At 55.4% G+C, this 23,284-nt stretch carries 28 protein-coding genes; 12 read left to right on the plus strand and 16 right to left on the minus strand.

What is annotated here, in order from left to right:
• Positions 1-167: 167 nt before the first annotated feature.
• From AFK65_RS08090 to AFK65_RS08095, 3 genes are all read right to left on the minus strand, one after another.
• Positions 168-1,706 (minus strand): methyl-accepting chemotaxis protein, encoded by a 1,539-nt coding sequence (locus tag AFK65_RS08090; protein ID WP_038857407.1) that lies wholly within the window; start codon positions 1,704-1,706, stop codon positions 168-170.
• 395 nt (positions 1,707-2,101) lie between these two features.
• Positions 2,102-2,275 (minus strand): YnfU family zinc-binding protein, encoded by a 174-nt coding sequence (locus AFK65_RS22095; protein WP_007696555.1) that lies wholly within the window; start codon positions 2,273-2,275, stop codon positions 2,102-2,104.
• A gap of 328 nt (positions 2,276-2,603) precedes the next feature.
• Positions 2,604-3,257 carry an epoxyqueuosine reductase QueH gene (locus AFK65_RS08095; protein ID WP_038857544.1) on the minus strand — a complete coding sequence of 218 codons (654 nt, stop codon included), beginning with the start codon at positions 3,255-3,257 and terminating at the stop codon, positions 2,604-2,606.
• A gap of 543 nt (positions 3,258-3,800) precedes the next feature.
• Here AFK65_RS08095 and cspE point away from each other — a divergent pair.
• Positions 3,801-4,013, plus strand: coding sequence for a transcription antiterminator/RNA stability regulator CspE (gene cspE, locus AFK65_RS08100; protein ID WP_007696560.1), 213 nt, complete (start codon positions 3,801-3,803; stop codon positions 4,011-4,013).
• Complete coding sequence (ymcF, locus tag AFK65_RS08105) at positions 3,997-4,221, plus strand: cold shock small protein YmcF (RefSeq protein ID WP_007696561.1); 225 nt, start codon at positions 3,997-3,999, stop codon at positions 4,219-4,221. Before cspE ends, ymcF begins: the two co-directional genes overlap by 17 nt.
• Before the next feature lie 137 nt (positions 4,222-4,358).
• Here ymcF and AFK65_RS08110 read toward each other — a convergent pair whose 3' ends face one another.
• Complete coding sequence (locus tag AFK65_RS08110; protein ID WP_004385763.1) at positions 4,359-4,595, minus strand: hypothetical protein; 237 nt, start codon at positions 4,593-4,595, stop codon at positions 4,359-4,361.
• Positions 4,596-4,742: 147 nt separating this feature from the next.
• On the opposite strand from AFK65_RS08110, the gene AFK65_RS22100 reads away from it, so the two are divergent.
• Positions 4,743-4,913 (plus strand): hypothetical protein, encoded by a 171-nt coding sequence (locus tag AFK65_RS22100; protein WP_007696562.1) that lies wholly within the window; start codon positions 4,743-4,745, stop codon positions 4,911-4,913.
• A gap of 11 nt (positions 4,914-4,924) precedes the next feature.
• Here AFK65_RS22100 and AFK65_RS22320 read toward each other — a convergent pair whose 3' ends face one another.
• Positions 4,925-5,059: a hypothetical protein gene (locus tag AFK65_RS22320; RefSeq protein ID WP_256596275.1), complete on the minus strand. Its 135-nt coding sequence runs from the start codon at positions 5,057-5,059 to the stop codon at positions 4,925-4,927.
• A gap of 82 nt (positions 5,060-5,141) precedes the next feature.
• On the opposite strand from AFK65_RS22320, the gene AFK65_RS08115 reads away from it, so the two are divergent.
• Positions 5,142-6,110, plus strand: a complete 969-nt coding sequence (locus tag AFK65_RS08115) for a chemotaxis protein (protein ID WP_007696563.1) — start codon at positions 5,142-5,144, stop codon at positions 6,108-6,110.
• Between the two features lie 124 nt (positions 6,111-6,234).
• On the plus strand, positions 6,235-6,408 hold the full coding sequence (locus tag AFK65_RS22105; protein ID WP_007670864.1) for a hypothetical protein: 174 nt from the start codon (positions 6,235-6,237) through the stop codon (positions 6,406-6,408).
• Positions 6,409-6,448: 40 nt separating this feature from the next.
• Here AFK65_RS22105 and AFK65_RS08120 read toward each other — a convergent pair whose 3' ends face one another.
• Entirely contained in the window at positions 6,449-7,645 is a 1,197-nt protein-coding gene (locus AFK65_RS08120; protein ID WP_038857406.1) for a DUF4303 domain-containing protein, read from the minus strand.
• A gap of 119 nt (positions 7,646-7,764) precedes the next feature.
• Positions 7,765-8,706 carry a VirK/YbjX family protein gene (locus AFK65_RS08125; RefSeq protein ID WP_038857404.1) on the minus strand — a complete coding sequence of 314 codons (942 nt, stop codon included), beginning with the start codon at positions 8,704-8,706 and terminating at the stop codon, positions 7,765-7,767.
• Here AFK65_RS08125 and AFK65_RS22215 point away from each other — a divergent pair.
• Positions 8,686-8,943, plus strand: coding sequence for a hypothetical protein (locus tag AFK65_RS22215; protein WP_162139048.1), 258 nt, complete (start codon positions 8,686-8,688; stop codon positions 8,941-8,943). The two genes, AFK65_RS08125 and AFK65_RS22215, sit on opposite strands and share 21 nt — an antisense overlap.
• 198 nt (positions 8,944-9,141) lie before the next feature.
• A complete protein-coding gene (locus AFK65_RS08130) occupies positions 9,142-9,447 on the plus strand; it encodes a hypothetical protein (protein WP_007696574.1) in 306 nt (101 codons plus the stop codon).
• On the opposite strand, the gene AFK65_RS08135 is transcribed toward AFK65_RS08130, so the two are convergent.
• Positions 9,444-9,800, minus strand: coding sequence for a DUF488 domain-containing protein (locus tag AFK65_RS08135; protein ID WP_038857403.1), 357 nt, complete (start codon positions 9,798-9,800; stop codon positions 9,444-9,446). The two genes, AFK65_RS08130 and AFK65_RS08135, sit on opposite strands and share 4 nt — an antisense overlap.
• 207 nt (positions 9,801-10,007) lie before the next feature.
• Between AFK65_RS08135 and AFK65_RS08140 the strand changes: the two genes are divergently transcribed.
• Positions 10,008-10,715, plus strand: a complete 708-nt coding sequence (locus AFK65_RS08140; RefSeq protein WP_007696582.1) for a CTP synthase C-terminal region-related (seleno)protein — start codon at positions 10,008-10,010, stop codon at positions 10,713-10,715.
• 1 nt (position 10,716) lies between these two features.
• On the opposite strand, the gene AFK65_RS08145 is transcribed toward AFK65_RS08140, so the two are convergent.
• From AFK65_RS08145 to AFK65_RS08155, 3 genes are all read right to left on the minus strand, one after another.
• Entirely contained in the window at positions 10,717-11,901 is a 1,185-nt protein-coding gene (locus tag AFK65_RS08145) for a CynX/NimT family MFS transporter (RefSeq protein ID WP_038857402.1), read from the minus strand.
• A gap of 75 nt (positions 11,902-11,976) precedes the next feature.
• Positions 11,977-12,423 carry a DUF441 domain-containing protein gene (locus AFK65_RS08150; protein WP_007696586.1) on the minus strand — a complete coding sequence of 149 codons (447 nt, stop codon included), beginning with the start codon at positions 12,421-12,423 and terminating at the stop codon, positions 11,977-11,979.
• Between the two features lie 188 nt (positions 12,424-12,611).
• On the minus strand, positions 12,612-13,136 hold the full coding sequence (locus AFK65_RS08155) for a YbaK/prolyl-tRNA synthetase associated domain-containing protein (RefSeq protein ID WP_007696588.1): 525 nt from the start codon (positions 13,134-13,136) through the stop codon (positions 12,612-12,614).
• A gap of 441 nt (positions 13,137-13,577) precedes the next feature.
• Between AFK65_RS08155 and AFK65_RS20910 the strand changes: the two genes are divergently transcribed.
• Entirely contained in the window at positions 13,578-13,751 is a 174-nt protein-coding gene (locus AFK65_RS20910) for a con-10 family general stress protein (RefSeq protein ID WP_007696594.1), read from the plus strand.
• 50 nt (positions 13,752-13,801) lie between these two features.
• Here AFK65_RS20910 and AFK65_RS08160 read toward each other — a convergent pair whose 3' ends face one another.
• From AFK65_RS08160 to yeaG, 3 genes are all read right to left on the minus strand, one after another.
• Positions 13,802-15,322 (minus strand): EAL domain-containing protein, encoded by a 1,521-nt coding sequence (locus AFK65_RS08160; protein ID WP_032804525.1) that lies wholly within the window; start codon positions 15,320-15,322, stop codon positions 13,802-13,804.
• 284 nt (positions 15,323-15,606) lie between these two features.
• Complete coding sequence (locus tag AFK65_RS08170; RefSeq protein ID WP_007696612.1) at positions 15,607-16,890, minus strand: YeaH/YhbH family protein; 1,284 nt, start codon at positions 16,888-16,890, stop codon at positions 15,607-15,609.
• Positions 16,891-17,012: 122 nt separating this feature from the next.
• A complete protein-coding gene (yeaG, locus tag AFK65_RS08175) occupies positions 17,013-18,947 on the minus strand; it encodes a protein kinase YeaG (RefSeq protein ID WP_004386628.1) in 1,935 nt (644 codons plus the stop codon).
• Between the two features lie 471 nt (positions 18,948-19,418).
• Here yeaG and AFK65_RS08180 point away from each other — a divergent pair, with 471 nt between their 5' ends.
• On the plus strand, positions 19,419-20,129 hold the full coding sequence (locus AFK65_RS08180) for a MipA/OmpV family protein (RefSeq protein WP_369835003.1): 711 nt from the start codon (positions 19,419-19,421) through the stop codon (positions 20,127-20,129).
• Between the two features lie 113 nt (positions 20,130-20,242).
• Here the strand turns inward: AFK65_RS08180 and AFK65_RS08185 are convergent, their stop codons facing one another.
• Entirely contained in the window at positions 20,243-21,130 is an 888-nt protein-coding gene (locus tag AFK65_RS08185) for a D-hexose-6-phosphate mutarotase (RefSeq protein WP_038857401.1), read from the minus strand.
• Between the two features lie 76 nt (positions 21,131-21,206).
• Positions 21,207-22,202, minus strand: coding sequence for a glyceraldehyde-3-phosphate dehydrogenase (gene gapA / locus AFK65_RS08190; RefSeq protein WP_038857398.1), 996 nt, complete (start codon positions 22,200-22,202; stop codon positions 21,207-21,209).
• A 344-nt stretch (positions 22,203-22,546) separates the two neighbouring features.
• Between gapA and msrB the strand changes: the two genes are divergently transcribed.
• Together msrB and AFK65_RS08200 are read left to right on the plus strand one after the other, a co-directional pair.
• Positions 22,547-22,960, plus strand: a complete 414-nt coding sequence (gene msrB, locus AFK65_RS08195) for a peptide-methionine (R)-S-oxide reductase MsrB (protein ID WP_007696627.1) — start codon at positions 22,547-22,549, stop codon at positions 22,958-22,960.
• Between the two features lie 40 nt (positions 22,961-23,000).
• The gene (locus tag AFK65_RS08200; protein WP_004386623.1) at positions 23,001-23,279 is read left to right on the plus strand and encodes a YeaC family protein; all 279 of its coding nucleotides are present in this window, start codon (positions 23,001-23,003) and stop codon (positions 23,277-23,279) included.
• Positions 23,280-23,284 lie beyond the last annotated feature (5 nt).

Consider the following 23,284-nt stretch of genomic DNA (forward strand, 5'->3'; position numbering starts at 1 on the left):
CATCTTAAGTGACAGTGAAGCGGCTGTTAACCCCGGCAGGAATGCGCCGCTCAGCTGAAAGAATCAAACAGCCGGGTCTGTTCGGTTACCCGGCTGTTTGGGACGAACAGGCTAACGGCGATGCCGTGTTGCTGTGTGCACCCGCGCCCTGCGCCCATGACGCTCTGTCAGTTCACTTTGAAGATATCCACGGTTTGCCTGAGCAGGTGAGACTGTTCTTTTAATGACATCGCGGCGGAGGAGGCCTCCTCAACGAGCGCGGCGTTCTGCTGCGTTACCGCGTCCATTTGCGTCACCGCGATATTTATCTGTTCAATGCCGCGGCTCTGCTCGCGGGTGGAGAGCGCCAGCTCAGACATTAACACCGAGACCTGATTGACCGAGGTGATGATGGCTTTCATACTTTCACCCGCACGGGTTACTTTTTCGCTGCCGGAAGAGATATGGGTGCCGGACTGCTCAATAAGCTCTTTAATTTCCTTCGCGGCGGCGGAAGAACGCTGCGCCAGGTTCCGCACTTCGCTGGCGACCACCGCAAATCCGCGGCCCTGTTCGCCGGCGCGCGCCGCTTCAACGGCGGCGTTAAGCGCCAGGATATTGGTCTGAAAGGCGATGCCTTCGATGATCCCGGTAATGGAATCGATGCGTCTGGCGCTTGATTCAATCTCCATCATAGAGCCCACGGCTTCTTCCACAATCTGATTTCCTTCCTGCGCCGATTGACGCATCGAACCCGCCAGCAGGTCTGCATTATGGGTGTTATCAGACGTGTGCTTCACGGTGGAGGTCAGCTGTTCCATGCTGGCCGCGGTTTCGCCGAGAGACGCCGCCTGCTCTTCGGTGCGGGCGGAGAGATCGATATTCCCGGCAGCGATTTCATCAGCCGCATGCGCCACGCTGTCGCTGGAATCGCGGACCTGAATGATAATCTCGCGCAGCGACTGGCGCATCTGCTCAAGCGCGGCGAGCATCCTGCCTGTTTCATCGCGGGAATGCGAAATAATCGGATCCTGCAACTCTCCCCCGGCCATTTTCTGACAGTGCGCGTGGGCGATATCTAACGGCTTGAGGATCCGACGCTGGATAAGAATAAACACCGCAAGCAGGATCAGAACCAAAATAAGCGTAAACCCACCCAGTAACGTAAGGCTGTATTTAAATTGTTCCTGCGCATCCAGATTAAGCTTATGCGCATAATCTTCACGAAATGAAAGCAGCTTCAGCAATTCATTTTCAAACTGATAATCCAGCGCTGGCACCGTGAAGCTGGCGAGCTGGTTAAATCTTTCCGCGTCATTATTCGCCGCGGCCTCCATCATCGGGCGCAAACCGTTTTCGAGGTAATTCTGCCAGGTCTGGCGATAGGGCGCTAAAATTTTCTCTTCTCCCGGCGCGCGGGGCGAAGCCATATACGAGTCGAACGTTTCCGTGGCGTGCTGTAAGAATTCCCTGGCGCCCTCCAGTGACGTTTCCGCCTGTGAGGTTTTTCCTGACGACTGATTAATCATGGCTTCCATCAGGCGAACACGTACCGTCCGGCTGTGGTTGATCGGATCGACCACCGAAAGCACAACGCGGATTTCTTTATTCACATCATCCAGCGCCTGATTGCTGCGCATTAAAGACCAGAGATTAGAGAATGCGCTGGCAAGGAAAATGACTATTAACGCGCCCAGCGTTAAAAATGAAAAAAGCCTTATTGTCATGTTCATTCCTTTTACATCCATTTTCATATTCGACGATACCTCTTCATTATGCGATCTCTATTAATCAAGGCATTTATCGGCGGCGGAATGGCGGCTTTTAGACGAGGAAAAAGTAAATAAAAGCAAAGAAGTGCAGGCAGACGTTTTGGCTTGTTAACCAAATGTTTTACGTTAACGGTTTATTATTAAAATAATGACGATTTCATTAAGGGGATGTTTACAGGATTGCGCTTCGTTAATACCTGTTTGCGAGGTTGTAATGAGGTATTTATCGGGTAATAAGCGGGTGGCGTTATTAACAGGAGAGGCGTGAATATCGCCGGGCATGTCGGGAGCAAAATATTATTAAAAGCACCAGCAAAACCGGCGCTTTTAACCGGGGGTGAAAAAAGAGCTTAGTATTGATTCGCTGGGGTTTGCGCGGAAACAAATAAATGGTTGCAGGCGGGGCAGATGAGCGTTTTTTTCTTGTTGACGCGGGCGGAGCTGTGTTCAGATTTTTCGTTGCATTTCGGGCAGGTAACGCGGCTTAAGTAACTGTCTTGCGATTTTCTTTTATGAATAGCCATAAGTATCTTCTTTGAATTGTGGAGGGTGCACCTTACACACATTGAGTACCAATAGCCCGATATTTATTTTTTAAATTAACGGCTGCTGCCTTTTTATACGACGCGACCACGATTCTGGTAGTTTCAGGGCGCGGGCCGCTGCGTATCGCACAGGTGCTGGTGGGAACCCTGTCATACTGCACGCGATAAAAACCGTCATCTGGCTGTTTACGACAGCACCGCACGGTCAATGCGGCGACTGCGGCAGTAGCAGTAGCGATTAAAAAAGCCCGGTGCGCAGCCGGGCTCCTGCGGGCAATAAGGTTAACCTTAAGGGCGCGAATGACCGTTATGACTCATCGCCATAATAGAGCGTGCCAATCTTAATTAATGGCCGGCCCTGCGCTTTACGGTGCAGGTTGGAGTCGCGCAGCGAATAAACACAGCCGCAATATTCCTGCTGATAAAACCGCTCGCGCTTGCTGATTTCAATCATGCGCGCCGATCCGCCCTGTTTACGCCAGTTATAATCCCAGTAGACCATACCTTCATAAGGCGCCGCGGCGCGGTGCCCACAGTCGTTAATTTGCTGCATGTTTTTCCAGCGCGAAATGCCGAGCGAACTACTGATCACCTTAAAGCCATTCTCATGCGCATAGAGCGCGGTACGTTCAAAGCGCATATCGAAGCACATGGTGCAGCGCACGCCGCGCTCCGGCTCCCACTCCATCCCTTTAGCGCGCTCGAACCAGTTATCGGTATCGTAATCGGCGTCAACAAAAGGAATGCCGTGCTGTTCGGCAAAGCGGATATTTTCCTCTTTACGCAGCAGATATTCCTTCTGGGGATGGATATTGGGGTTATAGAAAAAGATGGTGTAATCGATACCGGAAGCCTGGAGCGCCTCCATGACTTCGCCCGAGCACGGGGCGCAGCAGGAGTGCAGCAGCAGTTTTTGTTCCTCATTAGGCAGCGTAAGCGTGGGCCTGACAAACGCGTTCATCATTACCTCGTTCAGTGTTGTCATCAGACAAACCTTAACAATATTTTGCGCATGACGCACGTCGACGCGCCGTTTTACCCCACCGGCGCACGCAACGAAAGAGTAAGACGTGGCTTATGGTAATGACATAACGCAACGTTAAAAAAATAGCGCCGCGCTTTAAACGACTGCGGAAAATATATTTCAGAAAAATAAACGGAACACGCCGCGACATTTTTTTAGCGCCCCTGCTATTTATTTTACGGTGGCACTGGCGATAAACGCGCGCATGAACTAGCGGTTATCGCTTCCTTTCTTTAAATATATAGTTTTGTAAAAGACACAGTATTGCTTGCTTAAAAAATCAGGGCGTGCGTTAATGAACTCCTCGGTTTGATACGCAGAACCCGTGTGCAGTGGTTGGTACGAGTCCTCCACTTCAGTAGTGCTCATCTCCAGACGTTATCCTTCGATATCTCTTCTTTTGAGTTTCCTCTTAAGCACTGAATAATTCTGTCATGCAAACCATTTTTCGCCGCAAGGCTCAAGTATAAGGTATTAAATATGGCTAACAGAATGAATGGTTCAGTGAAATGGTTTAACGCGGATAAAGGCTTTGGTTTTATCGCACCGTCTGACGGCAGCAAAGATGTTTTCGTCCACTTTTCCGCAATCCAGAGCGATAATTTTCGCACGCTGACCGAAGGCCAGCAGGTTGAATTCTCGGTTGAAAACGGCGCGAAAGGCCCGTCAGCCGTGAATGTGGTGGCGCTTTAAAGACAACATGATCGCGGCAGGTTTGCATTTCAGATGTCCTGCGTGTCATGGCTCGCAGTATCGTACTTCCCGTTTCGACGTGACCGATAAAAATCCGCACGGCGCAAAATGCATATTTTGCAAATCCGCCATGCTGGTTGGGATCGCGGCGGCTGAACGTTACGACAGTTACGCGATGATGCATTCGGAAACGAATACGCACCGCTAAAAAAAGTCCCCATTCAGTAAAAAAAGCCCGCTTGCGGGCTTTTTCTTTTTCTGTTCCCGGCTGAAGGGAAATATTTATCACGCCGGGCAGAATTAAAAACGCGACGCCTGCGCGCCGCGCTTATTCCTTTGCGCTGATCAGTGCTTACGGGCCAGCAGTTGTTCCACCACGGCGCGGGCGGCCGTAATTTTCTGCGCCCGCTCCGGGTCGCTGTTAACGCCCGCCTCAAGGCCTGCGAAGTGGTGGCGCGCATTATCGACCACCCGTTCTTTCAGCACGGCGGGCACTTCCTCCAGTAATGACTGGAACAGAATTTCATACGCCAGAATGCGCGTCTGGAGTTTTTCAATAATTTCGTCAATCGAGCCCGTCATTTGTACCTCTTCTGGTGAGTGCGTCGGCGCTACGTTTCACTTTAGCCGCTTGACCGGGCGTTGGCGAGGGGGCAAGCGAGAAAAGCGTCCGGCGCCGGCAGGCCAGGCTACACTTTTTCTTTGTCCCATGGAAATGAGGAAAGCTTAATGCCTGACAATCGCCATCCCGACAGACCGCTTGCGGACGATAATGAGCATCACGGCTTGCCCGAAGATGCGCCGAACACGATAAACCCGTGGGAAGAGGATGACCTGCCGGAAAAAGAGGAGCCGCACGGACGTGAATCGCTGCGCGACGCGTGGCGCAAGGCGCCCTGAATTTACGCGCTTCAGAAGCCGCCTGCGGGCGGCTTCGTTTTTTTGCGCTCGCTCTCCTTTTTGTTACCCACCGAAATTTTGTTGTCGCATTCCCCCTCTACTTTTTCCAAAACCTGCCGATAACGATTTAAACCAAATTCAGGCACACGGATTGCCTGAAACCAGGCACCAGCGTGTTATCCCTTCGCTGCATGAGCCATCACACACAAGCGTACCTTTGAGGTAAATATGGATAACTTCCAGAAAGATATCGATGAGAGGGCGAATCTCGCTTTATCGAACAAATTCGAATTGCTTCTCTTCCGGCTGGGATCTGCAAGTGAAGAGGAGAAACCTGAGCTGTATGGTATTAACGTGTTTAAACTGCGCGAAATCGTGCCGATGCCGACCATTACCAAAGCCGCAGGCATGCAGGCGCCGCTGCTCGGCATGGCGAACATCCGCGGGCAGATAATCCCGGTGGTGGATCTGCCGGCGGTCGCAGGCTGTAAACCGACGACCGGGCTGAACCTGCTGCTGGTCACTGAATATGCGCGCAGCACCCAGGCTTTCGCGGTGGAATCGGTAGAAAACATCATCCGCCTCGACTGGAGCCAGGTGCATACGGCGGAATCGGGCGTCAGCTCACGCAACATCACCAGCATCGCGCGCCTCGACAGCGACAACCAGAGCAATGAACTGGCACTGGTGCTGGATGTTGAACAGATCCTTTATGACATCATCCCGTCGGTGCGCGACGGCCAGCCGAACACCGTGATGCAGGAGCGCAGCTTCAAACTGAAGCCGGGCGCGGTCGCTATCGTGGCGGAAGATTCCAAAGTGGCGCGCTCGATGCTGGAGCATGGGCTTAAGAGCATGGGCATCCCGGCGCTGATGCACACCACAGGCCTGGAAGCCTGGGAAAAAATCAAGCTGATGGCGAAAGAAGCTCAGGCGGAAGGGCAGTCGATCACCGATAAGATAGCGATGGTGCTGACCGATCTTGAGATGCCGGAGATGGACGGTTTTACGCTGACGCGTAACATCAAAATGGATGCGACCCTGAAGAAGATCCCGGTCGTGATCCACTCGTCGCTCTCCGGCAGCGCTAACGAAGATCATGTACGGAAAGTGGGCGCGGACGGCTACGTGGCGAAGTTTGAAATCAACGAGCTTTCCGCGGCTATCCAGCGCGTACTCGACAAAGTGGCGAGCTGACGGCCAGGCTCCGGCCACCCCGGAGCCCGCGCTTTTCAGACAGACGGTAAGCGCGCCGCGCCTGCGAAGGCTTTCTGGTCAGCTACACTTAATGTGTTAACTCTGATGGATACAGGAGGTCATCATGTTTTTTGGTTTCGGATACTTCGGTGAATCGCAAAAAGAGCAGGCTTTTCGCTTACAGGCTGAAGAGCAGGGGGGCGGTACGCCGGGCCCGGAAGGGGAAGTGACGCGCAAGCGTGACGACAGCGATGACGACGAGAAAGGGCCGTATCGCTCGGAAGACGACGCAAAATAAAAAAACCGCCAGCAGGCGGTTTTTTAATGGGCGCAAGGGGTCAGCGAAGCTTATCTTCCGCCTCTTCCAGCACCGCCTGCGCATGGCTGCGAATCAGCGCAAAGCGTGAGGCGAGCCCGGCGCGGGCGGCCGGAGTTTCGTCCGGTGTGATGTGGCAATATCCGCGCCCTGGCTGAAGCTCATGCGCCACGGCGGCCTCAAGCTGCGGATGCGCTTCCAGTGCCGCTTCGAGAGGGCGGTAGTCGAGCGGCTGAAAACGCCCGTCATCCCGAAAGCTGCGATACGGGGCTGTTAGCCCGCAGGCGGCAATATCCGCTGCCAGTCCCGGAACCCGTGCGACGATAGCGTCCATCCTGCCAAGTCGCGCCAGCGCGCAGGCGGCCCAGCTGCGGTCGCTGTTGTCCGCGTTCTCGTCATCCAGGTGCCCGCAGAGCGCGGTGATGGCCTCATCCGTGGCGTCGTTAATTTCGGCGATAAGTTTGCAGGCGTTCCAGCGCTCGCCTGGCGCATCACCGCGCACTACCGCCGCCAGCGGCGCCACGGCAGGGCGCCCGATAGCTTTCAGCAGTTCGTCATACCCCCCATACAGCGTGCCCCGGACGACGCCGAGCGCCAGTGGCACCAGCTCGCGAAGCTGCTCTTCGAGGGGCAGGGCGGTCAGACGGCGGCGCTCTTTTTCGTCGGCGTCATATTGCGGAAAATGACGCAGCAGCTGCGCGCGGGTGAGGCTCAGCGGGACCAGCTCACCGGCGTCGTCTTCGGCGATAATAATAAAATGCTTATCCACCACGCCTTCACGGATGAGTTGCTGACGCGCCTTTTTAGCGGCCTTCGGGAAGCGGCGCATAAAGTGGTCGTAAGTTTTCTCCCACACCGTAAAGGTGCCGTCGCGCGCTGCGAAATCTCCGCACTTCTGCGCCAGCCTTTCAGCGTGCTCATCTGGTTCGATGTTGTAAGGCAGATCTGCCGAAGACCAGCGCAGGCTCTCGGTTAGCGATTCTGACGATGAAGTATCGCCCTGCGCCTGATATTCCGCCACGCGCCGCGCGAGACTTTCCTCAGTCCCCACCGCGATGCAGGGCCAGTACAGGACGGATCCGTCGCCATAAAAAGCATGGAAGGTGGCGCCGTACAGACGCTCCTGCGGGTGCTGTTGATGCACGTTGCGAACCGCAGCGACCATCATCGTGACGGCAGCCTCTTCAAGGGCTTGCCAGTCGAAAGCCTGTTGTGCCATGCGTTTTCCTTGTGGGCGATGCAAAACCTGACGCAGTCTACCAGGATGACGGCGGGCGGGTAAGCTGCGCAAACCTGGGGGAACGCCATAAAAAAGGCGGCCAGAGGGCCGCCTGAGCATTATCGCGAGTTCAGCGCGCGCCACTGCTCCGCCAGAGCATCCAGCAGCTCGTAGCGTTTGCGGTACTCTGAGCGTTTTTTGCTGGCGACCTCTTCCAGCGGCTTACGCGCTGCCGTGAGCGGCAGCGTGAAGCAACGTGCGCCGCGCCGCTCGCCGCCGATCGATTCCCAGAACTCATCGTAGCTTGCAAAAAAATGCCGCCCCTTGCTGAAGCGATAGCGCAGCCCGCGAAAGACGTGGCCGTTATTGCTCACCGCTTCGAAGCGCGTCATCCCATGTTGCTGAATCATCAGCCAGAGCACTTCCATCAGCAGACGCTTCGGAAAGACGCCAAAGCAGGCTTTTGTGGCATCACGAATGGCTTCATGCGGCACGCCTCTGCGCGGCCCCTGCAGGCCGCCGATGGCGATGCCATAGCCCGTGGCGTCGCGCACCACGCTGAACGTCAGGCTGGCGAGCAGGACGTCATCACAGTACAGCCACAGCGTGCTTTCGCCTTCGCGCTCGGCTTTATGGGCCGATGAGGCGCTGATGACGACGGTTTTCTCTTTCGCCGCGAGGGTAAACAGCGGCTGCGGGCTGGTGGCGCAGAGCGCATCGGCAAGGCGCGTCGCCGCCTTGTCGCGGATGAAATCGTAGTGATTGATAATGGCGCCGGCACGCTCGCCCGCGCTTAACCCAAGACGCAGATAGTGACGATGAATTTTGCCAGGCAGCGTGTTCTGTACGCTCAGCAGTTGCTCAAAGCGCGGATTAGCGGCAAGCGCGTCCATAAAGCGCAGCGTGGCAGGCAGGTAGATAGCGCTGCGCAGCGCAAACTTCAGACGATAGCTTTTTTTCTGCCACAACCCGCCGGGCATCAACTGGCCGGTGGTAAGGGCTTTAATAATATCCATGCCGCTGCGTGGGGAGGGGGCAGCGTGAGAGGTGATGACCGACATAAGAAAAACCTGAAAAATGGCAACCAGCCAAGTATATCGGGCAAGCGCAACGGCTTTTTAAACGGTGGCTCAATACCTGTTAATCAGGCTAATTCCAGGGGAAAAGCGCATGAAAAAAATACCCCGCAAACGCAGGAAGGGCATAAAGGGCTGTCGTTATCCGCCGCACGGACAGGGCAATTATCCGTACCGCGCTATCATGGTGCCGTAAGCCACGTCTGCTGTGGGGTAAGATGAGGCTAAATCAGTGCAGTGATGTGGGTCATCACAATAACAGCGGTAGCATACCGAACAGGCGAAACGGAAGAATGAAGAAATCAGGGAGATTTGCCAGCAAAACGCACATTTTTTTGATCCAGAAATCTTTACATCGCGACATAAGAATGTTCTGATCTGCGCGTGACATTTATTGTTTATTGCGAACGCGGAAAGACCATGCAACAACTCAAGCCAGGCGCTCTCGCCATTATCATCGGCGCCCGTACCGCTGCCGGACGGGAGAATATCGGTAAATCTGTTGAACTGTTCAGCCTCTGCCAGCCGGGCGAGCGCTTTATCAATCCGGTTACGGGGTTTATGACCGAACTGCCAAAAGCCTGCGCGCGCCCGCTGTGGCTGGTGACCGGCGATGTCATGGCCGCTGACGGCCAGGCGGGTTTCGCCTTTGTGCGCGCCGAACACCTGATGCCGCTGGACGGTCAGTTGCTGCCGCTCGAAGAGACGGCGCTACTGCTCGATTAAGCCTTTTCAGCAAGCTCCCGGAGCCACGCCGCCAGGATTTGCGCGTGGTTCTGGCGCCTGTCTTTCGCCGCATACAGGAGAGTGAGCGTTCCTTTGCGGGAAATCGCCGCCAGGCGCTCGCCGTCTTCCTGCCGCGCCGTAAGCTCTTCACGGTAGCGCGCGCTGAAGTGCGTAAAATCGATAACCTCGCCGTGCAACGCCTTGCGAAGCGCCGTCGAAGGGGCCAGCGCTTTATTCCATTCGTCTAACGGCAGATCCGCTTTCTTTATGCCGCGCGGCCAGAGTCTGTCCACCAGCACCCGGTAGCCGTCCTGCGCGTCCGGCTCGTCATAAACGCGTTTCAGCGTAATCATGTTTGCCTCCTGGCGTATTGTTATGCACTGCCGGATTATCCGTCTGGCGAGGGTATGTGGCAAACCGCAGGACATGATTGCCCGAGACGTCTCGCAAAATTTATGCGCCATTGACTGCTGATTTTGGGTGTTGTTAGCGGCCGCGCAGATCGGTATGCTGACGCTCCTTATGTTGTGTTTAATTCACTCAGGCATAAGGAAAACCCCATGGAAACCTCTCCGCTCACTTCCACGCTGCGCATTGCGCTGGTCGGCGACTACAACAGCGCGACCGTCGCGCATCAGGCGATCCCACTCGCGATTGACGACGCTGCCGCCGTACTGGAACTCACCGCCGATTACGACTGGCTTGCGACAAAAGATATTAAAAGCCCGGAAGATCTGGTGGGCTATGACGCCATCTGGGTCGTGCCTGGCAGCCCGTATGAAAACGAAGATGGCGCGTTTATCGCCATCCGCTACGCCCGTGAAAACGCCATTCCGTTTCTCGGCACCTGCGGCGGTTTTCAGCATGCGGTGATTGAATACGCCCGTAACGTCCTGGGCTGGCGCGATGCCAACCACGGCGAAACCGCGCAGGACGGCAGGCTGGTGATCACGCCGCTCAGCTGCTCGCTGGTGGAGCAGACCGGCGAGGTGGAGCTGCGCCCGCATACGCTTATCGCGCGCGCTTACGGACGTGAGGAAATTGCAGAGGCGTATCGCTGCAATTTTGGCGTGGCGCCGGAGTTCGTCGAGGCGCTGAACGCGGACGCGCTGAAAGTTACCGGTTGGGATAACGACGGCGACGTGCGCGCCGTCGAGCTGACGACGCATCCGTTCTTTGTGGCGACGCTGTTCCAGCACGAGCGCGGGGCGCTGGAAGGACGTCCGGTGCCGCTGGTTCGCGAATTCCTGCGCGCCGCCCGCCGCTAACCTACGGCGCGCCGATTTCCCGCGTGCGCCCGGCAAACCCGCCCGCGATCGCCATCACCACGGCGAGCGCGGCGCAGACCATCAACGGCAGGCTCCAGCTGTGCAGCAGATCGTGGAGCCTGCCGATAGCGGGCGGCCCGCACGCCGCCAGCAGATACCCCACCGACTGCGCCATCCCCGACAGCGCCGCAGCCTGATGCGCGGAACTGGCGCGCAGGCCGATAAACGTCAGGCCGAGGATCATTGTCGCCCCTGAGCCGAAACCGAAAATCACCACCCACCAGGCGGCAAAATGCGGGAAAAACCACAACCCGACAGGGCTTGCGGCGCAGAGCAGCGCCGTGAGAATGGCGATGCCGCGCTGGTCTCGCAGTTTTGCAAGCAGCAGCGGCACCGCAATGCCCGGCACGGCGGTCGCCAGCTGCATCAGGCCATGCAGCGAACCGGCCTGCGCTTCGCTAAACCCGGCGCTTATCAGTATCGACGGCAGCCAGCCGATGACGATGTAATAGATAAGGGAGTTCACGCCCAGAAAGAGCGTGACCTGCCAGGCGAGCGCAGAACGCCAGATACTGCGGCTGCGCGTCGCCGCATTGCCGCCGACGGCATCATGTCGGGTGGCGCGCAACTGCGGCAGCCAGAGGAGCAGGGCGAGGAGCGGAAAGACAATCAGCGCCAGCAGCGCGCCGCGCCAGCCGCCGCTGAGTGTGGCAACCGGCACCACCAGCGCCGACCCTGCGGCCGCCGCAAGACCCATCGTCAGTGAATACGCGCCCGTCAGTTTCGCCACTTTCCCCGGAAAATCACGCTTAATCATGCCAGGCAGCAGTACGTTGCCGATGGCTATTCCACAGCCGATAAGCGCGGTGCCCGCAAAGAGCGCCGTCGCGCTGCCGGAGGCGCGCAGAAGAATGCCCGCGCTGATAATCAGCAACGCGCCGAAGAGGCTGCGCTCCATACCGAAACGCCGCGCGCTGCCCGCCGCCAGCGGCGACACCAGCGCGAAGGCGAGCAGCGGCAACGTCGTGAGAAGCCCGGTGGCGGCGGTCGAGAGCGAGAAATCGAGGCGAATGGCGTCCAGCAGGGGAGCCGCGCCGGTAAACGTAACGCGCAAGGTGGTGGCGATGGTCAGCAGGCCCGCCAGCAGCAGCCAGCCGCCGAGACGCGAAGAAATCAGGTTAGTCATTAATACCTCATGGGCGCGCAGGCCGCGTGGCGCTGCGCGAGTACGGCAGGTGAAAACAGGGGGTTAAACGCACGCCTACTGACGGCCAATCAGCAAGGAAACCAGCCCTGCGGCGATAAGCGGACCGACCGGGACGCCGCGAAAAAGCGCCACGCCAAGAACGGTGCCGACTAATAATCCGGCGACTATCGACGGCTGGCTGCTCATCAGCGCCACGCCCTTGCCGCCAAGCCAGGAGACAAAAACGCCCACGACGATAGCGACCAGCGATTTCCAGTTTAAAAAGGCGTGAAACAGTGTCGATGTGGGCAGCGTTCCGCTGGCGATGGGTGCCATTACGCTGATGGTCAGAATAATAATCCCGACGGTGACGCCCTGTTTCTCCACCCAGGGAAACCAGGCGCTGAGCGGCGTCATACGAATTACAATCAACACCAGTACGGACACCGTAACGGCCAGATTGTGGCTGACAAACCCAAGCCCGGCCAGCGCCAGCAGGATCAGCAGCGTGATATCAAACATGAAAAGCTCCTTGCCAGAAAAGGGTATGCACGGCCTGTCGTCATTATTCTGCAATCAAAAGGCGCTATCAGTGTGAGCAGCATCCCCCCGATGTTTACGCGATAAACCTGGAGAAACGATGAACGATCTGCTGTCGCCCGACGCGCTCTGGATAACCACGTTCTTTCTCGCTACCGCCGCCACGCTGATTATTGCGGTGCGGTATCTGGAGCGGCGCTGGTAGACGGCGCGCGATGGAAGGCCACCAGTGTCGGCCTGGCGAGGCGCAGATAGTCGGCGGTGTCCATGATAATCGATTTTTCGAGCAGGCCGGCATTAAAGGCGATTTCGTCATGGCGCTCAAATAACAGCGGGTCGGCCACCAGTCTGAGTTCCGGGTGAAAACTGAACGGCGGGATGGCGCCAAAGACGCAGCGGGTGAGTTCATCCACTTCCGCCGGGCTTGCGAGCGACGCCTTTGTCCCGCCCAGATGCTGCGCAAGCAGGGCGAGATCCGCCTGGAGGTCGGCGCCGAGCACCGCCAGCACAACTTGTTTCACCCCGTTGCCTTTGATTTTACAGACCAGCGCTTTCGCCCCCTGGCTTAGCGGCGTACCGCGAATTTCCGATACCGCCTCGCATTTACCCACCGCCTCATGCTCCATCACGCGAAAGCGCGCCTGGCCGTGGGTCAGTAAATCCACGAGCTGCTGGTGTATATCCATACCTTTCATTTTCTCGCCTCGTTTTCAGGATAATGAATGCAACCTTACTGGCGCTTCGCTTATTTTGCAACGCCGGGAAATTTTCACAAAATAAAAGCAAATAAAATAAACAAGCTAGGGTCATTTCACACAGAAAATATCATCCTGTCGTTTGGCTTACTTTGCAAAGCTGTATTACAGTCATAAGAGTGACTAATGAAGCTGGCGCCAGTGATAATGCGGATATTAATAACGCCGTCCTGACGCCTCGTAATAAGCGCAACGCCGGAATGTGGCGAAGCAGTTTCACAATCGGGGCTCTGGCGGGAATAACCCGTACAAAGCGACGTTTGCGGAAGAAATGCACGGAAGCGCGCTCTGACCGGTAAGCGTAATGATACCTTCGGCAGGCGATAATTTTTTAAAATTGACGTTTTTTCTGGTAACACTAACCCAATCTCGGAGGCTGTTATGGCTGAACATCGTGGTGGTTCCGGCAACTTTGCCGAAGATCGTGAAAAAGCATCAGAAGCGGGTAAAAAAGGCGGACAGCAGAGCGGCGGGAATTTTAAAAATGACCCGGAACGTGCGTCTGAAGCAGGTAAAAAAGGCGGCCAGAACAGCCACAGCGGCGGACGTAAATAATCCGGCACGTTGATTTTATCTGTGATCGCAGCAGCCTCAGGGCTGCTGTTTTATTTTGCCTGCATCGTCAGCAATAAGCGTAACGCCTGGCGGTCGACAGGGCGGGAAAACCACCAGCCCTGGCCGTAACAACCCGGGAAATTATCCTGCAAATAATCCACCTGCAACCGCTGCTCCAGCCCCTCAAATACCACTTTTTGCGGCATCGCTTTCAGCATCTCAATTAAATTAACCAGTAGCGTTTTATTAAGCGTCGGCGTGCCAATCGCCTCGGTAATGCTTTTATCCACTTTAACTTCATCTATCGACAGCCGCGACAGCCAGGATATCGTCGAATACCCGGTGCCGAAATCATCGAGCGCGATTAAAAACCCCTGCTGCTTGAATAAAGCGATCGCCGCTTCCATATGCGCCAGCGTCGCATTTTCCCGCTCCGTTATTTCCAGCATTATGCGATTCGTTGCAAGGCCGTTTTTCCGGGTGAGTTGCGTCAGAAAATCAAGATAGTGACGGGAGAAGAGATCGTTGAGGCTGATATTAATACTTAGCGTCAGGTCATAGGGTGTCAGCAATTCCGCCATCTCCGTAATGGCCCGCGTCGTGACAAATTCAGTGACCTTACTTATCATCCCTTCTTTTTCGGCCAGCGGAATAAAAATATCCGGCGAGATAGCCTCGCCATTATTATCATGCCAGCGAAGCAGCGCCTCCATGCCTTTCATTCGTCCCGTTTCAATCTCATAAATAGGCTGGTAAGCCACGCACATCTCACCGTTTTTTAAGGCGTTTTCCAGACGGGCCGGGAGAGAGGCTTTTTTGCCGCGGTAAAGCGCGAGGCCCACGCACAGCAGCAGGCCGACCGCAAGACCGAGCGCGGCAATCAGCAGAAGGGTATACCAGCGCGCCTGCAAAAGACCATAAGGGTGCGTGCCGGCAATAACGCAGATATCGTATTGCGTATTGCAATGCTCACGGGTGATGTAATACCAGGCATAGTGCGAGCCGGTGTCCGTTTCGGATAATAGCGCCTGCGTCGGCCCCAGCGTAAACCAGCGGCGGTCGCGCTGTGAATTTGTAATAATCGCGCTGTAATGCGCCGTCGCGGCGTCATTTTCAAAGCGGGTAAAAACGAAAGGAGAAAATATCACCAGCAGATTGTCGCGCCACCAGGCGCTGACGCTAATCGTTTCTGTCAGCGGCAGATTTAATAACCAGCGAGCGCCGTCGCGGCTGACGATATTTTCCGTTGCGGCCAGCGGCTGTGGGACAGGAAGATGGCCCCAGAGCGCCGAGCAGATAATCCCGCGCGCGCCGGTACGACCAACATCTTTGATCATCTGGTATTCCCACAATAATGTGCGCAGCGCATTGAGATCCGCTTCGCTGCAGGGGGAATAGTGGGCCATTTTCATCTCGCGGGCGGCAAGGTTGTTTGCCTGCTGTAAAAGCGTTACGCTGCGCTCCAGCACCGCCTGGCTATAATGGTCAATCCGGTTTGTTTCTAATCGCCAGTACACTATTTGCGCAACAGCCAGGACGGCGAATATGCTGGCGATGATTATCCCCACCATCCCGGAAGTTTTATTCAAGCCCAATGAGACCCTGTTAAACATGATTCACGGTGGTCCTGCGACGGCGCCGCGTCGTTATTTATAGTGCCGCTCACTATAACTGATAGCGAACCGGCTGTAAGTAAAATCTGTAGGGTTATTAATACAGAGGCGTTGTACTGCTAAATATTCTGAGCCAGAAGATTCATTTAATTAAGCAGGGCTGACATTAAAGTTAAGTGTTGCTTTAATTGCAGGTGAGAAATAAAAAGCGTTAAAGGCCGGCGCATGGCCGGCCCCGCTGGTTAACTCCAGTTTTCGCTGGCTTGTTTGTGAAACAGTTCCCGGAATACCGGGTAAATATCATCCTGATCGCGGATATGCTGCATAGCGAAATTCTCATATTTCGCCTGGAGATCTTCATATTCCCGCCACAGCGTCTGGTGGGCGCGGCGGGTGATTTCGATATAACTGTAATAACGCACCACCGGCAATATTTTCTTAGCCAAAATTTCGTGACAGAGCGGCGAGTCATCGGCCCAGTTATCGCCATCGGAGGCCTGAGCGGCGTAAATATTCCACTGCGCCGGATCGTAACGGGCTTTCACCACTTCATCCATGAGCTTCAGCGCGCTCGAAACAATGGTCCCGCCGGTCTCCTGTGAATAGAAAAACTCATGCTCATCGACTTCTTTCGCCTGCGTATGGTGGCGGATATAGACCACATCGACGTTTTTATAGGTCCGGCTCAGGAACAGATAGAGCAGAATATAAAAGCGTTTGGCCATATCTTTGGTCGCCTGATCCATCGAGCCGGAGACGTCCATCAGACAGAACATTACCGCCTGGCTTGACGGTTCCGGGCGTTTCTCAAAATTTTTGTAACGCAGGTCGAAGGTGTCGATAAACGGCACGCGTTCGATTTTGGCGCGCAGCTCGGCGATCTCCTTACGTAACCGCTCCTCCTCAAGCAGTTGCGCCGGTTCGCTTTTCAGCGCGTCTTCCAGATTCGCCTCCAGCTCACGCAGCGCGCGGCGCTTGCCGGCCGTCATCGCGGTGCGGCGCGCCAGCGAGTTTTGCAGCGAGCGTACCACGCTGATGTTCGCGGGCACCCCGTTGGAGGTGTAGCCGGAACGGTGGGTTTTATATTCGTTTAACTGGCGATGCTGATTCTTTTTGAGATTCGGCAGGGCGAGATCTTCGAACAGGAGGTCGAGATATTCATCTTTGGAGATCTGGAAAACAAACTCGTCCTGGCCCTCGCCATCGGCGCTCGCCTGGCCCTGGCCGCTACCTCCGCCGCCGCCGCCGCCCTGCGGGCGCTCGATGCGATCGTTCTGGACGAAATGGTCGTTACCCGGATGCACGCGATGGCGCAGGCCGCCGCGCCCCTGATGGAACATCGGTTCGCTGATATCGTCATTCGGAATGGAAACGGATTCGCCGCTCTGGATATCGGTCACCGAACGCTTGTTGATCGCCTCGGAGATCGACTGTTTGATTTGTGCTTTATAACGGCGCAAAAAGCGCTGACGGTTTACCGTGCTTTTGTTTTTGCCGTTAAGACGTCGGTCTATGAACCAGGTCATATGCCCCCCGTACTGCATTGCCAACTTTATGCCGAACCGATATCGCCGCAAGCGCGGCGCGCTCCGGCGTACGGTTCGCTTCGTTGTAAACCCGGTCGGCGCGAACGCCGCCGGGCGATTCATCAGGACGATTTACGCACGCGCAGATACCATTCGCAAAGCAGACGCACTTGTTTGCGGGTATAGCCTTTTTCCATCATGCGATCGACAAAATCATCGTGTTTTTTCTGCTCATCAGTTGACGTTTTAGCATTAAAGGAGATAACCGGCAGCAGCTCCTCGGTGTTCGAGAACATTTTCTTCTCGATAACCGTGCGCAGTTTCTCGTAGCTGGTCCAGTTCGGATTGCGACCATTATTATTGGCACGGGCGCGCAGCACGAAGTTGACGATTTCGTTACGGAAATCTTTCGGGTTGCTGATGCCCGCCGGTTTCTCGATTTTCTCCAGCTCCGCGTTGAGCGATTCGCGATCAAACAGCTGACCGGTATCCGGGTCGCGATACTCCTGATCCTGGATCCAGAAATCCGCGTAGGTGACGTAGCGGTCAAAGATGTTCTGGCCATATTCGGAGTAAGACTCCAGATACGCCGTCTGGATCTCTTTACCGATAAACTCGGCATATTTCGGGATCAGATAGCCTTTCAGGAATTCCAGATAACGCTCGGCCTGCTCCTGCGGGAACTGCTCGCGTTCGATCTGCTGCTCCAGCACATAGAAGAGATGCACCGGGTTCGCCGCCACTTCGGTATGGTCGAAGTTGAAGACGCGTGAGAGGATTTTGAACGCGAAGCGGGTGGATAGCCCGTTCATGCCTTCGTCCACGCCCGCGTAGTCGCGATACTCCTGATAAGACTTCGCTTTCGGATCGGTGTCCTTGAGGCTTTCACCGTCATAGACGCGCATTTTTGAGTAGATGCTGGAGTTTTCCGGCTCTTTCAGGCGCGACAGAATGGAGAAACGCGCCAGCGTCTCCAGCGTGCCGGGCGCGCATGGCGCGTGCGACAGCTCACTGTGGTTAAGCAGTTTTTCGTAGATTTTGATCTCTTCCGAAATACGCAGGCAATAAGGCACCTTGACGATATAGACACGGTCAAGGAACGCCTCGTTGTTTTTGTTATTACGGAAAGTGACCCATTCCGATTCGTTGGAGTGCGCCAGAATGATGCCGTTGAAGGGCAGGGCGGAAATCCCCTCCGTCCCGTTATAGTTCCCCTCCTGCGTCGCCGTTAGCAGCGGATGCAGCACTTTGATCGGCGCTTTAAACATCTCGACGAATTCCATCACGCCCTGGTTGGCGCGGCACAGCGCGCCGGAGTAGCCGTAGGCGTCCGGATCGTTTTGCGCGTGGTGCTCGAGCTTACGGATATCCACTTTACCCACCAGCGCAGAGATATCCTGGTTGTTTTCATCGCCCGGCTCGGTTTTCGCGATAGCGATTTGCTCAAGAATAGACGGCCAGACTTTAACAACGCGGAATTTGGTAATGTCGCCGCCAAACTCATGCAGCCGTTTCGCGGCCCACGGCGACATAATCGTGCCGAGATAGCGGCGCGGGACGTTGTACTCTTTCTCCAGAATTTGCGCGTCTTCCTGCGGATTGAACAGGCACAGCGGGTGATCGTTAACCGGGCTGCGCTCGCCGTTAGCGCTCAGCACATATATAGGCACGCGCTGCATCAGCGATTTCAGACGCTCGGCGAGCGACGATTTACCGCCGCCCACGGGCCCCAGCAGATAGAGGATCTGTTTCTTCTCTTCCAGACCCTGCGCCGCATGTTTCAGGTACGACACAATCTGCTCAATGGCCTCTTCCATGCCATAGAACTCTTCAAACGCCGGATACCGGGCGACCACCCGGTTTGAAAAGAGACGGGAAAGCCGTGGCTCCTGGGCAGTATCCACCATCACTGGCTCACCGATGGCCATCAATAGCCGTTCCGCCGCATTTGCATATGCACTGCGATCCTGCCGGCAAACGGTAAGAAATTCCTGCAGTGTGAACTCTTCGTCCTTGGCAGCTTCATAGCGCTGGCGATAGTGATCGAATATATTCATGGCATGCCGTCCTTTCGTTTTTTAGCACAGGTTAAAGAGCCGTTCATATGAATAGTGGAGGCTCCAGGAAGACGTATTCTGAGTACAGCAACCCTAATGCCAACTTAAGCATTTTTTTGCGCGTTGCACTGTGCTACTGCGGTCAGGGTAATGCACCTTCTTAATTTTAAGCGTAGATGGCATTTGAAAATCTTGCATGCCGCCTTATGTGACATTCAGTGATATATCAAGCACTCATCCCGTTGTTTCTGCTACAGCATTTGCATACGACATGCGGATTAACGCCAAAGTCATAAAATTGCAAGGCGGCTGTCACGCGAAAATGCGAGGCTGCGCGATCCAGTGATGTAAAGAAGTGCGAAAAAATTTGGGGTGAAGCGTAAGGGGCGGTTACACTTCGCGAGCCGATCATTTGACTAAAGGACTTGATGGATTGTGAGCACATTCAAATTTCTGGCACTGGGTGCCGTGATGGCTTCAGCCGCTACCTTTGCGCATGCAGAAGGAAAACTGTCAGTTGGCGCGGGTGCAGGATGGGTAGTGAATCCTTATAAACAGTACGACCGCGACGTTTACCCTCTGCCGGTTATCAACTATGAAGGCGATAACTTCTGGGTACGTGGGCTGGGCGCGGGATACTACCTGTGGAATGACACTGCCGATAAACTTTCCATTATGGCGTATTACTCGCCGCTGCACTTCAAGCCGGGCGACAGCGACAACAGCGCGTTACGCCGTCTGGACGAACGTAAGTCCACGCTGATGGCGGGCCTCTCTTACGTACACAATACGCCGTATGGCTATCTGCGCACCTCTCTCGCGGCCGATACGCTGGATAACAGCAACGGTATCGTGTGGGATCTGGCGTGGCTCTATCGTTATACCAACGGCGGCCTGACCCTGACGCCGGGCATCGGTGTCGAGTGGAGCAGCGAAAACCAGAATGACTACTACTATGGCGTGAGCGGCAAAGAGTCGCGCCGCAGCGGGCTTAGCCGCTATGATGCTGACGACGGCTGGGCGCCGTATGCCGAGCTGACCGCCGTCTATCGTCTCTCTGACAGCTGGAGCGTTTACGGCAGCGGCCGTTACACCCACCTGAGCGACGAAGCGAAAGACAGCCCGATGGTAGACCGTTCCTGGTCTGCGCTGCTCTCTACCGGCGTGACTTACACGTTCTGACGAGCAACGCTATTTTGGGGCGCCTTATGGCGCCCTTTTTTATGGCGCAGGCTCAGGAGAAGTGGGGAAGGGGGATTAAAAAACGGCCCCGCTAATCGCGAGGCCGTTGGTTATCAGGCTTGCTTAACCACGCGCAGCGTCTGGGAGAGGCGTGACGGTTTATCTTCACGCGTCTGCTGCGGTTTCGTGACGCAGGCGGTTTCCACGCAGACAAAGGTTTTGTAACCGTCGTCCGGCATGTCGCCCATGCTGGCAGAGAGCGCCGGGCCGGGGTTCCAGCCCACCACATTACTGTTGTGATGATGCACCACTTCAATGGTGCGGTTAAGCGCACCGTCGTGGATCAGGCTGCACCCTTCCGGGCCCAGGTAGACGCGATCGGTACGGTCCGGGAACGCCTGTACGCCGCCGTTGAGTTTGCCTTCCTCGCCGCCATTCACTTTGTCGATATACGCTTCGCCAAGACCGCTCACTTTCACTTCAGCGATATCGCCAACGTTGAAATAGGAGTGCAGCGCGGAGGTGGTTTCAAATTCGCCGTGCGCTTCCAGTTCCATTTCACAGGTCTTGCCCAGTTTGTAGCGCGCATAAAGCGTGAAGTCATGCGGCCAGTACTGGCGGCTCGCATCGCTGGCGTGCAGTTCAAACGTCAGCACGACGCCGTTGTCATCTTCATTATGGGCGCTCAGGTTCCACGGCAGGTTGCGGGCGAAACCGTGCGAAGGCAGATCTTTTTGCGCCGAAGGGCCAAACCACGGCCAGCAGATCGGCACGCCGCCGCGGAGCGCGACGCCTTTTTTAAACGGCGTGTTGGCGCTCAGCCATAACACCTCTTCTTCGCCAGCCGGTTTCCAGCACAGCAGGTGCGCGCCCTGCAACGCCACGGCGGCGCGAACCTGCGGGTGGTCGATAACAATAATATCCAGTTCGTCATGCTGACGACGGGAGAGGTAAGGCGTTAACTGCTCAGACACCGGTAGGGCAAAAAGCGTATTGATCATTTCTGGCAATCCTCTGTCTTAAATCCAAATAAAAAGGGCGACCGAAGTCGCCCTTAAGATCAGAATCTCATCTCACTTATTTGGAGATGTGAGCGATCAGGTCCAGTACTTTGTTGGAGTAGCCGGTTTCGTTGTCGTACCAGGAAACCAGTTTCACGAAGTTGTCGTTCAGTGCGATACCCGCTTTAGCATCGAACACGGAAGTGCACACTTCGCCGTTGAAGTCGGTGGAAACCACGTCATCTTCGGTGTAACCCAGAACGCCTTTCATTTCGCCTTCAGCGGCTTTCTTGATTGCGTCTTTGATCTGCTCGTAGGTCGCTGCTTTTTCCAGGCGAACGGTCAGGTCAACAACAGATACGTTCGGGGTCGGAACGCGGAACGCCATACCGGTCAGTTTGCCGTTCAGTTCCGGCAGTACTTTACCTACAGCTTTAGCAGCGCCGGTAGAGGACGGGATGATGTTCTGAGCCGCGCCACGGCCGCCGCGCCAGTCTTTGTGAGACGGGCCGTCAACGGTTTTCTGAGTCGCGGTGGTCGCGTGAACGGTGGTCATCAGACCTTCGATGATGCCGAAGTTGTCGTTGATAACTTTCGCCAGCGGTGCCAGGCAGTTGGTGGTGCAGGATGCGTTGGAAACGATATCCTGGCCTTCATATTTATCAAAGTTAGCGCCACGAACGAACATCGGGGTGTTGTCTTTGGACGGGCCAGTCAGAACAACTTTTTTCGCGCCAGCGGTGATGTGTTTACGTGCGGTTTCGTCGGTCAGGAAGATACCGGTTGCTTCAGCAACCACGTCCACGCCCACTTCGTCCCACTTCAGGTTAGCCGGGTCTTTTTCAGCGGTAACGCGGATTTTTTTACCGTTAACGATCAGATGACCGTCTTTAACTTCAACGGTACCGTCGAAACGACCGTGAGTAGAGTCATACTTCAGCATGTAGGCCATGTAGTCAGCGTCTAACAGGTCGTTGATTGCAACGATCTCGATGTCAGAACGTTTCTGAGCGGCACGGAAAACAATGCGACCGATACGGCCAAAACCGTTGATACCTACTTTGATAGTCATATATTCCACCAGCTATTTGTTAGTGAATAAAAGGTTGGCTGTAAAATTACAAAAACCTTACGCAGCGTCAAGCGGAATCGTGTCAATCATTGCGACAAATCAATCCTGTGGACAAGCTTTGCACGACTGACTCACCTCACTCTTCCTTTTGGGCTCAGGTCCATATGGGGACGCTGACAGGAATTTAAAAGGGCGTCGAAAACAAAAGTGTGATGCTGGTCACATTTGCCTGTCTGCTGCATTTTCAGTGCTAAGTTTAGACCAAAAGTGTACGCGTTACTGTTAATGTTTTGTTAGAATATTACAGGTAATGTAACTGCTTAAACCCCCCGAGATGTCACCTTATGGCCAATCAAAACTCCCAGGACGATCTGAAAAATACCCTGACGGAAATGCAGTTTTACGTCACCCAGAATCACGGCACGGAACCGCCGTATACCGGGCGTTTGCTGCATAACAAACGCGATGGCGTCTACCACTGTCTGGTGTGCGATGCGGCGCTGTTTAACTCCGGGACCAAGTATGATTCCGGCTGCGGCTGGCCCAGTTTTTACGAGCCGGTGAGCGAAGACGCGATTCGTTATATCAACGACTACTCGCACGGTATGCAGCGCATTGAGATCCGCTGCGGTAGCTGCGACGCGCACCTGGGGCACGTTTTCCCTGACGGCCCGCAGCCCACCGGCGAGCGCTACTGCGTCAATTCGGCGTCGCTGAGCTTCACCGATGACGATAACGGCGAGCAAATCAAAGGCTGAAGAATCGATTCAGCAAATTATTCCACTGGAGCGTGATGTTATGAACCTGGAAGACCTGATTAGCAGCATGACGCCGGAAGTGTACGAGCGTCTCGCGACCGCCGTTGAACTCGGAAAATGGCCCGACGGCGTGGCGCTCACCCCCGAGCAGAAAGAGAACAGCCTGCAACTGGTGATGCTCTGGCAGATGCGCCATAACACCAATCCGCAGCATATGACGATCGGCACTGACGGCCAGCTGGTGATGAAAAGCAAGCAGCAGCTTAAGGCGGAGTTCGGCATTAACCAGCAGCCGATCGCCACGCTTAAGCCAGAGTGAGCTGA

The sequence above is a fragment of the Cronobacter universalis NCTC 9529 genome (assembly GCF_001277175.1).
In the GTDB taxonomy this organism is placed as follows: domain Bacteria; phylum Pseudomonadota; class Gammaproteobacteria; order Enterobacterales; family Enterobacteriaceae; genus Cronobacter; species Cronobacter universalis.

What these genes read in the sequence shown, in the direction of transcription:
- AFK65_RS08090 (WP_038857407.1), bottom strand. Translation starts at nt 1,706, where the DNA reads ATGACAATAAGGCTTTTTTCATTTTTAACGCTGGGCGCGTTAATAGTC.
- AFK65_RS22095 (WP_007696555.1), bottom strand. Translation starts at nt 2,275, where the DNA reads ATGGCTATTCATAAAAGAAAATCGCAAGACAGTTACTTAAGCCGCGTT.
- AFK65_RS08095 (WP_038857544.1), bottom strand. Translation starts at nt 3,257, where the DNA reads ATGAACGCGTTTGTCAGGCCCACGCTTACGCTGCCTAATGAGGAACAA.
- cspE (WP_007696560.1), top strand. Translation starts at nt 3,801, where the DNA reads ATGGCTAACAGAATGAATGGTTCAGTGAAATGGTTTAACGCGGATAAA.
- ymcF (WP_007696561.1), top strand. Translation starts at nt 3,997, where the DNA reads ATGTGGTGGCGCTTTAAAGACAACATGATCGCGGCAGGTTTGCATTTC.
- AFK65_RS08110 (WP_004385763.1), bottom strand. Translation starts at nt 4,595, where the DNA reads ATGACGGGCTCGATTGACGAAATTATTGAAAAACTCCAGACGCGCATT.
- AFK65_RS22100 (WP_007696562.1), top strand. Translation starts at nt 4,743, where the DNA reads ATGCCTGACAATCGCCATCCCGACAGACCGCTTGCGGACGATAATGAG.
- AFK65_RS08115 (WP_007696563.1), top strand. Translation starts at nt 5,142, where the DNA reads ATGGATAACTTCCAGAAAGATATCGATGAGAGGGCGAATCTCGCTTTA.
- AFK65_RS22105 (WP_007670864.1), top strand. Translation starts at nt 6,235, where the DNA reads ATGTTTTTTGGTTTCGGATACTTCGGTGAATCGCAAAAAGAGCAGGCT.
- AFK65_RS08120 (WP_038857406.1), bottom strand. Translation starts at nt 7,645, where the DNA reads ATGGCACAACAGGCTTTCGACTGGCAAGCCCTTGAAGAGGCTGCCGTC.
- AFK65_RS08125 (WP_038857404.1), bottom strand. Translation starts at nt 8,706, where the DNA reads ATGTCGGTCATCACCTCTCACGCTGCCCCCTCCCCACGCAGCGGCATG.
- AFK65_RS08130 (WP_007696574.1), top strand. Translation starts at nt 9,142, where the DNA reads ATGCAACAACTCAAGCCAGGCGCTCTCGCCATTATCATCGGCGCCCGT.
- AFK65_RS08135 (WP_038857403.1), bottom strand. Translation starts at nt 9,800, where the DNA reads ATGATTACGCTGAAACGCGTTTATGACGAGCCGGACGCGCAGGACGGC.
- AFK65_RS08140 (WP_007696582.1), top strand. Translation starts at nt 10,008, where the DNA reads ATGGAAACCTCTCCGCTCACTTCCACGCTGCGCATTGCGCTGGTCGGC.
- AFK65_RS08145 (WP_038857402.1), bottom strand. Translation starts at nt 11,901, where the DNA reads ATGACTAACCTGATTTCTTCGCGTCTCGGCGGCTGGCTGCTGCTGGCG.
- AFK65_RS08150 (WP_007696586.1), bottom strand. Translation starts at nt 12,423, where the DNA reads ATGTTTGATATCACGCTGCTGATCCTGCTGGCGCTGGCCGGGCTTGGG.
- AFK65_RS08155 (WP_007696588.1), bottom strand. Translation starts at nt 13,136, where the DNA reads ATGAAAGGTATGGATATACACCAGCAGCTCGTGGATTTACTGACCCAC.
- AFK65_RS20910 (WP_007696594.1), top strand. Translation starts at nt 13,578, where the DNA reads ATGGCTGAACATCGTGGTGGTTCCGGCAACTTTGCCGAAGATCGTGAA.
- AFK65_RS08160 (WP_032804525.1), bottom strand. Translation starts at nt 15,322, where the DNA reads ATGGTGGGGATAATCATCGCCAGCATATTCGCCGTCCTGGCTGTTGCG.
- AFK65_RS08170 (WP_007696612.1), bottom strand. Translation starts at nt 16,890, where the DNA reads ATGACCTGGTTCATAGACCGACGTCTTAACGGCAAAAACAAAAGCACG.
- yeaG (WP_004386628.1), bottom strand. Translation starts at nt 18,947, where the DNA reads ATGAATATATTCGATCACTATCGCCAGCGCTATGAAGCTGCCAAGGAC.
- AFK65_RS08180 (WP_369835003.1), top strand. Translation starts at nt 19,419, where the DNA reads ATGGCTTCAGCCGCTACCTTTGCGCATGCAGAAGGAAAACTGTCAGTT.
- AFK65_RS08185 (WP_038857401.1), bottom strand. Translation starts at nt 21,130, where the DNA reads ATGATCAATACGCTTTTTGCCCTACCGGTGTCTGAGCAGTTAACGCCT.
- gapA (WP_038857398.1), bottom strand. Translation starts at nt 22,202, where the DNA reads ATGACTATCAAAGTAGGTATCAACGGTTTTGGCCGTATCGGTCGCATT.
- msrB (WP_007696627.1), top strand. Translation starts at nt 22,547, where the DNA reads ATGGCCAATCAAAACTCCCAGGACGATCTGAAAAATACCCTGACGGAA.
- AFK65_RS08200 (WP_004386623.1), top strand. Translation starts at nt 23,001, where the DNA reads ATGAACCTGGAAGACCTGATTAGCAGCATGACGCCGGAAGTGTACGAG.